The sequence below is a fragment of the Methylobacterium sp. CM6247 genome (assembly GCF_054817925.1).
On record NZ_JBTXKX010000003.1, the window covers coordinates 2,634,661 to 2,647,523 of the forward strand.

The following is a 12,863-nucleotide window of genomic DNA, read 5'->3' on the forward strand; positions in this document are numbered from 1 at the left end:
ATCGTTCATAAAGCAGTGCGAGTATATGCCGAAACTCTGTCTCGTTTCCAAGGTCTGGCGCTCTGGCACTGGCTGGTATGCCCAGCTTCTTGCTGCCGCGATTGCAGAGGCGGGTGGTCAGGTTACATTCATTTCGCCGGCCGCAGAGCCAACCAGTCGGGAGCCTGTTCATCCAAACCTTAAGCGCATTCTCGTTGCCCGCGAGATTACCGGCCCGGCTTCGCGCTGGCGTCGGGCTAGGGCCTCATTTCGTCGATCACTCACGAGCATTCTCCGGACCCTCGCTGAGCGGCGGGCGACGCGAGTTTTCGTGTTCACAATTCCAGAACCGTTTCCTTTCAGCTTGCCTCTTTTTTTCGCTCTCCGTCTATCTGGTGCTCGGATCGTCTTCATTGTTCATGATCCCATACCCCACGCCTGGAATTTTCCAGATCGGTTTCGAGGTACGGAACAGGCGATTCATTCCCTATCTTACCGACTCGCGCATCACATTGTGGTCCTCGCGCCCGCTGGGCGTGATGCGTTGGCGAGAAACTTTAATATTCCAGCCTCCAAAGTAAGTGTGATCCCACATGGCCCTTTATCGGTAGGCGTCCTCCCGCCAATCCCTTGGAATGGCCGGCTCCTCGCGTTCGGTACGATTAGGAGCAACAAAAACGTCTTAGAGACAATTCGAGGCGTGAAACTTGCCCGCACCCGAGGGCATAATGTTCAACTTTTGATCCTCGGCGAGCCTCACCCAAAAGAGACGAATTACTGGATGCAGTGCTTATCCGAGATCGCCGAGGATCCTTACGGGTTCGAGATCGAGCAGCGATTCGTTGCCGATGAGGACCTACCTGGTTTTTTTGCAGAGGTGGATGCCTTCGTCCTTGCCTATGACCGCTTTGATTCGCAGAGCGGCGTAGCGGTTGTCGCCGCCCTCAGCTGTCGGCCGGTAATTGGGACCTATGCAGGAGGGATTGCGGATCTGTTCGCGGAAGGCATGGCGGGCGAGATGATCGTCGGAGAGGTGACGGCGGAGTCAATTGCGGCGGCGATCGCGTCCTTCCGTGCGGTCTCGGTCAAGACGTGGCAAGACCGTGCAGAAGCCGGAGTCGTCAGCGTTTCAGATGCTATTGGGTGGCACCGAATTGGCTGCCTATTCGTGACTTTGGTGAGCCGTTTAGAGATTCCAAATAAACGATAGACTCTTCAAAACTGGCAACAGGGAATCATTTCGAATTTTTACTTTAAAGGTGGAGAGAATTTGGCGGCTATACCTTGGGCTAACAGAAATTTTGTTTGCAAACCGCCACAGCGGATTGTTTGCTAGTTTCAGGTAGTGTAACACAAAGCTCTGCAGATCCTACGGGAAATTCTGGACAGATTGCTGGTTGAGGTTGGTCCCAAGACGGCCATAGACGCCAATGGTCTGCCCGACGATTTTGGGGAAAGCACTGACCGAGCGGGCGCGCAACGCCGAGATAAATCATTAATGGGCGAGCGAAGAGGCATATAATACCCAGGGCAAGGTCGCCCCGCACCCTATCGCTTTCCACCGTTTTTCTAACACCAGTCGTATCAAATTTCTTAGTGCCTGTTTGAGCTTTTTTTAAGCTGGGTTGTTGAGTGCATTGGCGGCCATAAAGCTGGCGGCACAGGCGAGACGCCCAGTTGCGACGTCGATGCGGCCAGCGCGCTCGCGCTGCAGGTCCCCCCCAATGGGTGAGCCAGCCGAAGGTTCTCTCCACGACCCAGCGCCGCTCCAGAACGACGAAGCCTTTCTGGTCAAGCCACTTTTCGACGGCTCGGTGGCGCATGCCGTGGAGGTTGCACCACTCCTGGCAATGCTGAGCCGTGAAGGCACCGTCGAGGAGGGCCAGACGTTAAGCTGGGCCAGTTCTCCTTGCCCGCGTCCAGCGCCGGCAGCGTGTCGCGATCCTGCACGTTGGCCGGCAGGACGGCCAGCGCCAGCACGTGCCCCTCGGCGTCGACCAACGCGACGCGTTTGCGCCCGACCAGCTTCTTGGCTCCGTCGTAGCCACGCGGTCCCCGCACCCCGATGCACTTGACGCTTTGCGTGTCGATGATCGCCAGCCTCGGATCGGGCCGACGTCCGCAGCGCCGCCGCTGGCGACGGGCCAGACCCCGCATCAGGCTCTCGAACAGTCCCTTCTCAATCCAGCGCCGGAACCGGCCGTAGACCGTGCGCCAGGGCGGAAAGCCCGCAGGCAGCGCCCGCCACCCTCCGCCCGTCCGCAGGTGCCAGGCGATCCCCGCCAACACGTGGCGCGCCGCTGTCGCGTCCGGTCGGATCGGCGGATCGGCTCGTTCCAGGAAACCGGCCACCTCGTCCAGGCCTGCCTGCAGCACCATGTCCTTTAGGCGCGCCTCATGGCGTGTCTGATGTCGGTCCGTCCACATCTGCTCTCCACTCCGCCCCGCCAGGCGGAATTTGTGTTTGCACAGGAAACAGATGGGGACGGCCCGCGGAGGACCTCAAACAGGCTCTTTGTCTGAGAAAGTCGCGGTTCCGTGGGTTTGGCCCGCTCCCTTCTTGAGAGATCAATTCATACCATGCGCATCTTGGTCACGGGCGGATGCGGCTTCATCGGCTCGGCGCTGGTCCTGCACCTCGTCGAGGATCTCGGCCGTGAGGTCGCGACACTCGATGCACTGACCTACGCGGCCAACCCGATCTCGCTGGCGTCCCTCGACGGCAATCCGCGTCGTCCCATCTATCGCTCCTCCTATAGAGCGATCAGTGAATCAGCCCGTGACCTCTTCGTGAACCCCACACCATCGATTCAGCACACACCGAAAACTCTCTAGGGCGGGAGGTAAAGCACCCGTGCGCCCACCGCCTCGATGGCCTCGCGCACCCCGGCGACTTTGTGGGCGTTCAGATTGTCGAGGACGACGGTGTCGCCGGGTTTGAGCACCGGAGCCAGGGTGTCGGTGACGTAGGCCCGGAACCGCATACCATTCGTCGCTCCGTCGAAGACGGTCTTGGTGATCAGTCCCGTGGCCCGCAGGGCGGCGGTGATGGTGGTGGTCTTGTATTGCCCGTGAGGCACGGCGATCTGGCAACGCTGGCCGCGTGGCGCGCGACTGTCGCGGCGAGCCATTTTGGTCGTTGCGGCCGTTTCGTCGAGGAAGACGAGGCGATCCGGAACGAGATCGGGTTGGCGCTCGAACCAGTCCTCGCGTGCGGCCTTTCCATCCGGCCGCTCCTGCTCGGCCGCGTGGACAGGCCCTTTTTAAGGGTGATCCCATGCCGGGCGAAGAAGCGTGACAGCCCGCTCGTGCTTGCCCGAACGCCGTGGTCCCGGCCCCCGTCGCAGAGTTCCCGCAGGAAGGAGAACGGATGCTCTTCGTAGGTCCGAAGGATCACGGCAGCCTGCGCTTACAGGCGCTGCGAGTTGCGTTCGCCGCCCATCGGCTTGGGCGCGATCCGTCCTTACTGCCGAAAACGCTCGTGCCAGCGGATCGCGCTGGCCACGCCGACGCCGAAGCTTTTGGCCGCCTGACGCCGCGATGCGCATGCTTCAATCGCGGCCACGACAGCTTGCGCAAATCGACCGACAGGGCTGAAGGCATGGCGATCTTCCCTCTTAAGCCCGTCCGGTGAATCACACATGATTCAAATCGCCTGCCCCAAACGATTCAACCCGCTAGGGCACAGCTCTAGTCCATTTGGATGATGCGCTGCAGCACGTAAATGAGTTAACGAAAACGAAACGCGGGCGAAGGGCTGGTATCATGGAAGCACTCGGGAGCGAAACAGTTGAGAGCTCACAGGCGAGCATACTCTCGGTTGAGAGATGCTTCAGCAGTCGATCCTTAATGATCACCTCGGCGCTCGACGCCGGGCTAGCTGCTGCCGCCTTGTTGATGCTCCTGCCGTTGTTGGTGATAGTTGCCATATTGATTCGCCTTGACAGTAAGGGGGCGGTACTATTTTGCCAGACCCGGACGGGTCTGAATGGAAAGCAGTTTCGTATCTACAAGTTTCGCACTATGCAGGTACACAAGGATTGCGCTATAGTGAGACAGGCAACTAGAGGAGATCCTCGGGTGACCCGCGTTGGTTATTACCTGCGCATAGCTAGCTTAGATGAATTACCTCAGCTTATAAATGTTCTTCGGGGCGAAATGGCGCTTGTTGGGCCGCGCCCCCATGCTGTAGCGCATGACGCACTTTACGGCGCGAAAATTCAAATTTACAATAACCGTTTTTCAGTCAAGCCGGGCATTACAGGATGGGCTCAGGTAAACGGCTCGCGCGGGCCAACTCCAACCGTCGCAGACATGCAGCGTCGGGCAGAACTGGATTTATATTACATTAAAAACCGAAGTGTAGGGCTAAACATGCTAATCATCGCGCGGACGATTTTTGCAGAAATCACTCGCCGCACGGACGCATTTTAAGATTAACCGGAGACGTTATTTTTGGTTGCCACCTCCTCATCGTTGTTTTTGTTATCTGCTCAAGGGGGCAACCAAACACATCAACCTTAGGTTCGTTCGGATTAGCATTAAGATCACCTTGCTAGGGAGCGATTCAAAATCGATTCGCAAATCGCGTATCAGATTGGGTTCATCGGCATACAAAGAGACCTTAGATTAGTTGTATTTTGTAAGTTAATCAACATTCGCTACGTTAATTCACAGGGACAACTACCAATGGCGCTCGCTTACAATAATGTTTCTGAGATGTGTCGTCTACTAGAAGGTATGAATCTCGTCAATGATTATAAAAGCATGTCAGATTTGATTGGCAAGATATCGTCGCCGTCAGGGCCTACCGTGGTGTCGTTTATTAATCATCACGCTTTTAACATTGCTTGGTCGAACTGGAATGCTAGAAACCATCTAAAGGCATCGGATTTTTTGCTCCGAGATGGTATTGGGATGGAGCTTATGTTCCGATCGCTTAGGCGTGATCCTGGAATGAATTGCAATGGAACCGACCTTATACCAGAAATATTAAAGTACTCAAAAGGGAGATCTATAGCGTTATTTGGCACATCCGATCACTGGCTTTCCATCGCGAAGAAAAACACAGAGCTGTCTGGACATGTTGTATGTTCTACTCTGCATGGGTTTGCAGCGGATAGTGAATATCTTGAGGTCTTGTTTAAGTCAAAGCCAGGCATCATTATACTGGGAATGGGAATGCCACGTCAGGAGGCCCTGTCCCACCTAATCAAATCTCACATCGATTGGCCATGTTTGATTATCAACGGTGGAGCAATTATAGACTTCATCGCGGGACGTTTCGTTCGAGCGCCTAAGGTAGTAAGGTCTGTGCGGCTCGAGTGGCTTTTTCGATTGATGATGGAGCCTAGAAGACTATTCAGAAGGTATGTTGTTGGCGGCATGCTCTTTATTGGTCGCGCTTTCTTAATAATGTCGGCTTTAAAAGCATCGAATAAAAGGTCAGTTTCGATTAAAATTTTATGACCCCAGCGAGCTTGCCCTTCCCAATAGACGGGAATTCAAACGCTGACGGACTTGAGTATGGTGGCGAAGGGGCTGCCGCCGCGGAGAAGCGTGGTATCATCAACAGTGCGAATATCAGTTTTGCCGTTGGCCGGCTACAGCGCGCTGTAGCCGCTGGTCATCATCCGCTGGACGGCATACGGACGCAGCAGCCTTTGGAATCACCAGTTAACGGCGAGGCGCTGACGCTGCATCTTTCGCTGCGCCACAGTGAGCGATTTGATCCGCTCGAAGACGCTGACGACCCCGGCGACAAGATTTTCGTCCAGCTGCCGTTGTTTCACGAGCAGCGGTCGAGATGCTGCTCGCGAAATGACGGCCGTATCATCCCCTAATCATGCCGTAGGCCTTCACGGCTCGCTCGCGTCCTTCATCGTAGTCCGTCGCCGGCAGCATTGAAGATGTGCGCAAATTTTTTTTACGGACGCTGCAGTCCCAATACCTGTTCGATCAGCTCCTCGCGGCTAAACCGCTTAGGAGCGCGCGTCAGAACCGTCCGATCTGGGTTAGAGTTGTGAGACTTGCGGCGAGGCTGATGAAGGCCGGGGACATGTCGCTGCTCTGCTGGTAGCGGATTGGCAGGCGGCGGAAAGGGTGAATAAGGCACGCGTTCGTTCCATGACGCAACAGTGGGGACCGACGCTCTGGCTATTTGCAATGCCGCATAAGTAAAATTGCGGCAAACGGTCAAGCTGATCTTCGAACGTTTGCATGACAAGCAGGGCTATGCTGGCGGCTACACTGTAGTGAAGGACAACGTCGAAGGCGCACGCGCAAGCGGGCAAGATGCCTTCTTGCCGTCAGCGCTCCCGACCCGGCCACGCGTAGTTAGACTTCGGCGAAGCGGTCGCCACCACCGGCGGCGTAAACAACCGAATCCTAGAGCTACATGCGACGATGTTAGGTTGGAACAAAACTCTAGCCCCTTGTTTTGGCGCGCTCTTTTCGCCGAACCGACATCCACTTCGGCGGCGAGCAGTTTAGCACTACTCTGGCAGACAGAGGGAAAACGGCCAGTTTTCGAAGATTCGCTTGCTATTGCAATGGTCATGGGTGATCGCGATGTTGACGGCTTCGGAATGACGTGACGATCCAGATCAGTGGCTGCAGCCGTTCCTGTTGGGGCTTTTGCATCCGGCACGCCGGGCGATGTGCTCGCTCTACGTTGCCGGGATCATCGGCCTGGGTGATCGCAAGAGCGTCCGACCGACGGCGGCGCGAGCCGATGGGCTCCCTTACTACCGACTGCACCATCTTATGCAGCCGGGATCTGGGACGAGGCGCCGCTGCAGCAGGCGTTTTTCCGCGAGGTCGATCGCCTGGTCCGCGGATAGGATGCGATCCTCTTCGTCGATGATACCGCCTTGCCGAAGGAGGGAAACCGCTCGGACGGGGTCGCGAGGCAATACGCCACGACGTTAGAAAAGATCGCCAACTGCCAGACGCTGGTGTCGCTCACGCTGGCGGGCGGGTTCTAGGTTCAGAATTCGCACTCGCCTGTGTCACGCTTTTCGAGCACCAGTAAGACGGCTTCCCCGGTCGGGTGCTGTTTGCCTTGTGTGCTGATCCGCTTCATCGGGCCATCAGCCGTTCGGACACGCAGCACACAGAACCAAGCCCGCAGCCGTCCCCCGCAGCCGTCCCCCGGTGCCGTGCCGCCAAGTCGCGGATCTGCTGGTCATATGCGCCAGGATATTCTTGGCCTCGATCGAGACCTGATTCGGCACATGCCCCTGGCGCCGCCGCCTACGCCCCGCGACAGGGAAGATCAGCGCCACATGGGCTGGGTCGACCTTATTGCTCCCCGTGATTCCGCCAGTCCACCTTAGAGCGACTAACAGAACGGCACGAAGCTGGAAGTTCAGCGTTGGTTTGGCATGGCCAGACCGCTTCTCCCCGATGATCTCTGGGATGAGATCGCTCCTCTCCTCCCGCCACCTCGGCCCCGTCCGAAGGGCGGGCGTCGTCCGATTGAGAACCGGGCCGCCCTGACGGGCATCCTGTTCGTGCTGCGCTCGGGTCTGCCGTGGGAGATGCTACCGGCCGAGATGGGCTGCGGCTCCGGCATGAGTTGCTGGCGGCGGCTGCGGGACTGGCAAGCGGCGGGCGTATGGAGCCGCCTGCATCACGTGCTGCTGGAGCGCCTGCACGCAGCGGGTGAGATCGACTGGAACCGGGCTTGCCTGGACAGCGCGTCTGTCCCGGCTAAAAAAGGGGGCCTGCCACCGGCCCGAACCCGACGGACCGGGGGAAGCCGGGTACGAAGCGCCACCTCGTCACCGACGCGCGCGGCACGCCGCTCGGCTTCTGCCTGAGCGGGGCCAACAGACACGACACCGTCATGATGGCGGCCACCCTCGATGCCATTCCGCCTCTGCGGAGTGGTCGACGAGGGCGACCGCGACGCCGTCCGGACAAGCTGCACGCCGACAAGGCCTACGATGCCCGACCCCGCCGCCAGGAGTGCCGGGCGCGGGGCATCGTCCCGCGCATCGCGCGGAAGGGTATCGAAAGCAGCGAGAAACTTGGTCGGCATCGTTGGGTCGTCGAGCGTACCCACGCGTGGTTCAACCGCTTCCGCCGCCTGCCCATCCGCTACGAGCGACGTGCAGACATCTACGAGGCCTTCACGAGCCTCGCGACCAGCCTCATCACTCTCAACCAGATCAAACGGTTCTGTTAGGCGCTCTTAGGCTGCGTTCGTTGAGGGCCTTCTGGAACGGCTCAGAGCAGCATTAACCGGCATCAGTAAGCTCGCAGCCGAAGCGTACGTCACCCTCTCGGATGCGATCGATCTCCGCGACCGCGATCTCGAGCTTGGTCCGGGCCGCGCTGATCCTTAAACGTCAGCCCTGACCAGTCGGTCCGGGGCGCCCGTCCAGCTCTCGGGTAAGAACAACGTCAGGCCGAGTCTTACGGGCAACTAGCTGCGCGCCAATGCGACCCTCAAGCAGCTCGCCACCACGACCAAGGTCCGCTGGATCTGCGAACGGGCCCACCAGTAGATGAAGGGGGAACTCGGATTCGACCACTCAGAGCGCCGCTCTTGGACTGGACTGCCTCGGGACGCGCTGATGACGATCATGGCCTACCCCTTCCTCCACTCCCAGCGCCTCTCAGTGGCCTGGCGGAGGAAAAGAATTGCCTGCCCACCATCGCAGCCCCCGATGCCCGCGATCCGGAATACCATCCTGGATCACCTTAGCCGGCCACCACCGCGGCGATAATCGCGCTGTGGGGTCGCCTTCTACCCGCCGCTGTTAGATTAGTCTGCCAAAGTAGTGCTGGGGCGACGGTCCGACAGCCCGTTACGAAACGGGGTCTCACAACCTAGAAACGCGTAATGCACATCTGTAAAAAGCGCTGGGGGGCGACTCCAACCATAACTGATGACGCGAAGTTAGCGCCCATATGGTTTCATCTTTTGCTCGGCAAATGTTAAGGAAGAAAAGAGGTCGGCCACCACGGTCGGCAGGTAGCCATGTGGCGCCACGGTAACGGGATTGAATTGTGAACGTTCCATTTAGCATTACCCGAACGTTTAGCAACATGCGCATCGAAAAGATGGCAGTTGAGCAACCCGGTCGCAACAATTTTGATTATATACGACTTTTTGCTGCTACGCAGGTAGTTATTTTTCACGTCCTGCATCATCTACAACTCGAAGCCCCAGCCTGGACTACCCTTTTCGCACCATTCTCTGGTGTGCCGATCTTCTTTGTCGTCAGCGGCTTCCTTATTACGTCTTCCTACGAGAGAAGTTCCTCTATCGGGTCATACATTGAAAAGCGGGCGCGCCGTATCATGCCGGGGCTGTGGTTATGTCTTATTGTTACGAGTGCGCTGCTGCTTTCTCTAGGGTATCCTCTCCTCTCGCTTCAGGGCGCAACTTGGTTTTTTAGTCAACTTGGAGGTTTAATCTACACGCCCGTTTTTTTACAATCTTTCGGCTTCGGTTCATATAATGGTAGTCTATGGACAATACCGGTTGAGTTGCAGTTTTATGCGACTGTACCGCTCTTATCTTTTATGATACATCGCACTCGCAATAAGAGCATATGCTTAGTCGTTCTGCTGATTATTTGTGTTTTTATTGCTATAGCAATTAGGATTTGGGTGCCTTCTATAATCAAAGAGCAGGAAAGTCCCGAGTTATTTTTTGAAAAAATATGGAGATACTTATTCATTACTCATTATTTCCAATTTTTACTTGGAGCTGTCGCTTACTATCTGTTTCCAAAAGTTAAAAATTTATTATGTGGCAGGGCAATATATTGGCTAGCGCTAGTCGTTCTTATGTACAATGTTTTGCCTTACTCCGCATTTACTGTTGTATTAAGTCAAGCTGCACTTGGGGTATTAACTTTGTCCACTGCGTATACATGGGTCCGCGTTAGTTGGCTTCATGGTTATGATATATCTTACGGCGTATATCTTTTTCATGGTCTCATAGTGAACATTTTGGTAGTCGCCGGATTCACGATGTCGTTTTATTGGCTATATTTCGTTTTGTTAGCCTCCTATGCTATCGGATTTGTTTCGTGGACACTAGTCGAGTCAAAATTTGTAAAGCGTATCAAGAGAAGTGTTTAACGAGATTTATTATATGGGTGATCGGGTGCCAATGTTGTAGGGGTTGGTGTGGTTAGGACATCTTTTCAAGAGCCTGCGTGACGTTTTGATTTCAGGCTCGATTGTTGGGAGCGTTGGCGGCCATGAGGCTGGCGACGCAGGCGAGACGACCTTTTGCAATGTCGAGTCGACCGACGCGCTCGCTGTTTAGGTCACCCCCGTGGCTGAGCCAGCCGAAGCTCCGCTCGACAACCCAGCGCCACTGCAGCAAACCGAAGCCCTTCTGATCCAACTGTTTCTCGACGACGCGGTGGCGCATGCGGTGAATGTTGCACCACTTCTGGCAGCGCTGGGCCGTAAAGGTATCGTCGCGGAAGGGCCAGACGTAGGCTGGACCATTTCACCTTGCCGTCATCGACGGCTGGGAGCGCATCGCGATCCTTCACGTAGGTCGGTACCACCGCCAAAGCCAGGAAGCGCCCCTCGGCGTCGACGAGCGCCACGTGCTTGCGGCCGACCCGTTTCTTGGCCCCATCGTAGCCGTGCGGCCCGCGCACGCCGACGCAATTGACGCTTTGCGTGTCAATGATCGCCAACCGCGGCTCCGTGCAGCGTCCGCGACACCATCGCTGGCGGCGGGCCGGCGCCCGCGTCTGGGTCTCGAACAGCCCTTTCCCAATCCAGCGCCGGAACCAGCCTTAGACCGTGCGCCAGGGTGGGAAGCCTGCTAGAGCGTTTTCGGGCTGAGCTGAATCGGTCAGCTGGGGTTCACGCGAAGCTGTTTGGCTGACTCACTGATCGCTTTGAGAAGGAGCGAAGCATGGGCCGACCCTACAGCCAGGACCTACGCCAGCGCGGGGTGAAGGCCGCGGCAACGACCTCGCGCCGCCAGGCGGCCGCGCGGTTTGGCGTCGGCATCGCGACCTCGATCCGCTGGATGGCCGCGCTCATGACGACCGGGACGGTGGCCGCTCGTCCGCCAGGGCGGGCGCGCCGCTCGAAGCTCGATCCGTACGAGGCGTTACTGCGCGGACTGATCGACGAGAAGGACGACATCACCCTGGAAGAGATGCGCGCCCGACTGCGGGACGAGCACGACCTAAAGGTCGGGCTTGGCACGCTGTGGAGCTTCCTCGACGCACGCTATCTCACCTACAAAAAAAGACAGCTCACGTCGCCGAGCAAGAACGCCCGGATGTGAAGGCCGCGCGCGAGGCGTGGTTTGAGGGCCAACTCGATCTCGACCCTGCGCGCCTGGTTTTCCTCGACGAGACCTGGACCTCCAGCAACATGGCTCGCACCCGTGGGCGTTCACCGCGCGGCGAGCGGCTGCGCTCGCCCATCCCGCACGGTCATGTGTGGACGCCCCTTCGGGTGCAAGCAAAATCTCTGGACGGGTGCGGTGCGTGATCGGGTGCTGCCATGTGTCCGGCCTCTGATGCGGCGGGTCACATGCCGCGGGCCCGTATGGGAGTGCGAGAGTCGGGACCACATCACTACAGCGCGCTCGAAGCGCTCCCCGTGCGCCTGGTTCTCCCAACTCCGTCTCACCGACGTTGCGCCATACCTGTCCGTCGACCTCCTCACGCCCTCCGACAGCCTCGCGTCCGTCCCGCCTACGCGGTGACGGCCGGAGCTCGGTAGATCCCACCCTTCGTCAGAAGGGCCCATGCGATGCGCGCGTTCTTGTTCGCCACAGCTACGATGACCAGCATCGGCGGCTTGCGCGCGAGCATTTGGCCGAGCCATGAGTCGGCCGGCACGCCCTTGCGCTTGGCCCAGCGTACCACCGCGCTGGCCGCGATGATGAGCAGGCGTCGCAGCGTCCGCTCGCCCATGCGCGAGGTGCGGCCGAGGCGCTCCTTGCCGCCGGTCGAGCGTTGCACCGGTGTCAGCCCGACCCAGGCGGCGAAGTCGCGCCCCGAACGGAACGTCTCTACGGGCGGGGCCAGGGCCTCGATGGCAGTGGCGATCAGCGGGCCGATGCCCGGCACGCTCATAAGCCGCCGAGCCGTATCGTCGGCCTTCGCGCGCGTGGCGATCTCGGCATCGAGGGCTGCGGTCTGTTCCTGCAGGTGGCGGAACGCACAGACGAGCACGGCAAGGCTGGCGCGGGCGGCTGGAGGAATGTCCGAAGCGGGATCCTCGATCTGCGCGATCAACCGCTCGATATGGGCGGGCCCCTGCGGCGCGATCAGGCCGTACTCGGCAAGATGGCCGCGGATCGCGTTGATGAGCTGGGTGCGCTGGCCGACCAGCACGTCGCGGGTCGACGATTGGGAGTTCGCGCTCGAATACGGGCGGGTTAAAATGGGTAGTCCATGCTGCGGTCGGTGAGAGACCCCATCAGCCAGAACACGAACTCCAGGGCCGCGTAGGGGTTCGGCGACAGGTTAAGAGCCAGAGCCGTTAGGGCGGCCGCGAGGCTCGAGAGGGCGCCACCAGCCAGGATCAGCCCGAGCGTGGTGCCACCGCGGGCAGCGACGAGGTTGAGGGCGTGCGCCGCCAAGGCGGCCCCGGCGATCCCGCCGAGCGGGAGGGCGAAGCTGAGCCAAGCCGCGAATCCCCCATAGAACACAATCACGGCCCTGAGGGCCGCAGCCGATGAGATGCCGAGTATGCCGGGATCGGCGAGCGGGTTGCGCAGGTAGCCCTACATCGCCGTTCTGGTCAGCCCCAGGCTGAAGCCGACGAGGGCCCCCGCAAGGCGCGAGGCAACTGTATCTCGCAGAGGACAAGCGCGGACAAGCTTTCAGCCGCACGCCTTCGCGCGATTTACGCGCGGCAAGGCCGAACGGCGTCAT

10 protein-coding genes and 7 pseudogenes are annotated in these 12,863 nt (G+C 58.7%); 10 read left to right on the forward strand and 7 right to left on the reverse strand.

All coding sequences use genetic code 11. From position 1 onward, the window contains the following. Window positions 1-25 precede the first annotated feature (25 nt). Window positions 26-1,189, forward strand: coding sequence for a glycosyltransferase family 4 protein (locus ACYQOP_RS13225; protein WP_461222646.1), 1,164 nt, complete (start codon window positions 26-28; stop codon window positions 1,187-1,189). 79 nt (window positions 1,190-1,268) lie between these two features. Here ACYQOP_RS13225 and ACYQOP_RS13230 read toward each other — a convergent pair whose 3' ends face one another. After that, complete coding sequence (locus ACYQOP_RS13230; RefSeq protein WP_461222647.1) at window positions 1,269-1,802, reverse strand: hypothetical protein; 534 nt, start codon at window positions 1,800-1,802, stop codon at window positions 1,269-1,271. Then, window positions 1,771-2,406 carry a transposase gene (locus ACYQOP_RS13235; RefSeq protein WP_461222648.1) on the reverse strand — a complete coding sequence of 212 codons (636 nt, stop codon included), beginning with the start codon at window positions 2,404-2,406 and terminating at the stop codon, window positions 1,771-1,773. The genes ACYQOP_RS13230 and ACYQOP_RS13235 overlap by 32 nt, the downstream gene beginning before the upstream one ends. Before the next feature lie 153 nt (window positions 2,407-2,559). Between ACYQOP_RS13235 and ACYQOP_RS13240 the strand changes: the two are divergent. Then, window positions 2,560-2,712, forward strand: a pseudogene (locus ACYQOP_RS13240) (NAD-dependent epimerase/dehydratase family protein); the annotation flags it as partial. A 101-nt stretch (window positions 2,713-2,813) separates the two neighbouring features. On the opposite strand, the pseudogene ACYQOP_RS13245 reads toward ACYQOP_RS13240, so the two are convergent. Beyond that, a pseudogene (locus ACYQOP_RS13245) lies at window positions 2,814-3,582 on the reverse strand (IS630 family transposase); the annotation flags it as partial. Window positions 3,583-3,828: 246 nt separating this feature from the next. Between ACYQOP_RS13245 and ACYQOP_RS13250 the strand changes: the two are divergent. The 7 genes and pseudogenes from ACYQOP_RS13250 to ACYQOP_RS13280 all read left to right on the forward strand — a co-directional run bounded on the left by ACYQOP_RS13250 (window position 3,829) and on the right by ACYQOP_RS13280 (window position 10,080). Continuing rightward, window positions 3,829-4,413, forward strand: coding sequence for a sugar transferase (locus ACYQOP_RS13250; RefSeq protein ID WP_461222650.1), 585 nt, complete (start codon window positions 3,829-3,831; stop codon window positions 4,411-4,413). 255 nt (window positions 4,414-4,668) lie between these two features. Further along, window positions 4,669-5,448: a WecB/TagA/CpsF family glycosyltransferase gene (locus tag ACYQOP_RS13255; RefSeq protein ID WP_461222651.1), complete on the forward strand. Its 780-nt coding sequence runs from the start codon at window positions 4,669-4,671 to the stop codon at window positions 5,446-5,448. Then, window positions 5,445-5,822 (forward strand): hypothetical protein, encoded by a 378-nt coding sequence (locus ACYQOP_RS13260; RefSeq protein WP_461222653.1) that lies wholly within the window; start codon window positions 5,445-5,447, stop codon window positions 5,820-5,822. Before ACYQOP_RS13255 ends, ACYQOP_RS13260 begins: the two co-directional genes overlap by 4 nt. Window positions 5,823-6,155: 333 nt before the next feature. Next, window positions 6,156-6,312: pseudogene (locus ACYQOP_RS13265) on the forward strand (IS21 family transposase); the annotation flags it as partial. Window positions 6,313-6,591: 279 nt separating this feature from the next. Further along, a pseudogene (locus tag ACYQOP_RS13270) lies at window positions 6,592-6,959 on the forward strand (transposase); the annotation flags it as partial. Between the two features lie 405 nt (window positions 6,960-7,364). Continuing rightward, window positions 7,365-8,170 (forward strand): IS5 family transposase gene (locus ACYQOP_RS13275; RefSeq protein WP_461222654.1). Its coding sequence is split into 2 segments (ribosomal slippage): window positions 7,365-7,695 and window positions 7,695-8,170, totalling 807 coding nucleotides; the frame shifts between segments, so codons are not numbered across the junction. 866 nt (window positions 8,171-9,036) lie between these two features. Continuing rightward, on the forward strand, window positions 9,037-10,080 hold the full coding sequence (locus ACYQOP_RS13280) for an acyltransferase family protein (protein WP_461222655.1): 1,044 nt from the start codon (window positions 9,037-9,039) through the stop codon (window positions 10,078-10,080). A gap of 91 nt (window positions 10,081-10,171) precedes the next feature. Here the strand turns inward: ACYQOP_RS13280 and ACYQOP_RS13285 are convergent, their stop codons facing one another. Together ACYQOP_RS13285 and ACYQOP_RS13290 are read right to left on the reverse strand one after the other, a co-directional pair. Beyond that, window positions 10,172-10,378, reverse strand: coding sequence for a hypothetical protein (locus ACYQOP_RS13285; protein WP_461225513.1), 207 nt, complete (start codon window positions 10,376-10,378; stop codon window positions 10,172-10,174). 112 nt (window positions 10,379-10,490) lie between these two features. Continuing rightward, window positions 10,491-10,655, reverse strand: a pseudogene (locus ACYQOP_RS13290) (transposase); the annotation flags it as partial. Between the two features lie 224 nt (window positions 10,656-10,879). On the opposite strand from ACYQOP_RS13290, the pseudogene ACYQOP_RS13295 reads away from it, so the two are divergent. After that, window positions 10,880-11,466, forward strand: a pseudogene (locus ACYQOP_RS13295) (transposase); the annotation flags it as partial. Between the two features lie 209 nt (window positions 11,467-11,675). Here the strand turns inward: ACYQOP_RS13295 and ACYQOP_RS13300 are convergent. Together ACYQOP_RS13300 and ACYQOP_RS13305 are read right to left on the reverse strand one after the other, a co-directional pair. Continuing rightward, window positions 11,676-12,371, reverse strand: a complete 696-nt coding sequence (locus ACYQOP_RS13300; RefSeq protein WP_461225308.1) for an IS110 family RNA-guided transposase — start codon at window positions 12,369-12,371, stop codon at window positions 11,676-11,678. Between the two features lie 2 nt (window positions 12,372-12,373). Continuing rightward, window positions 12,374-12,810 (reverse strand): annotated as a pseudogene (locus ACYQOP_RS13305) (iron chelate uptake ABC transporter family permease subunit); the annotation flags it as partial. Window positions 12,811-12,863: the final 53 nt, after the last annotated feature.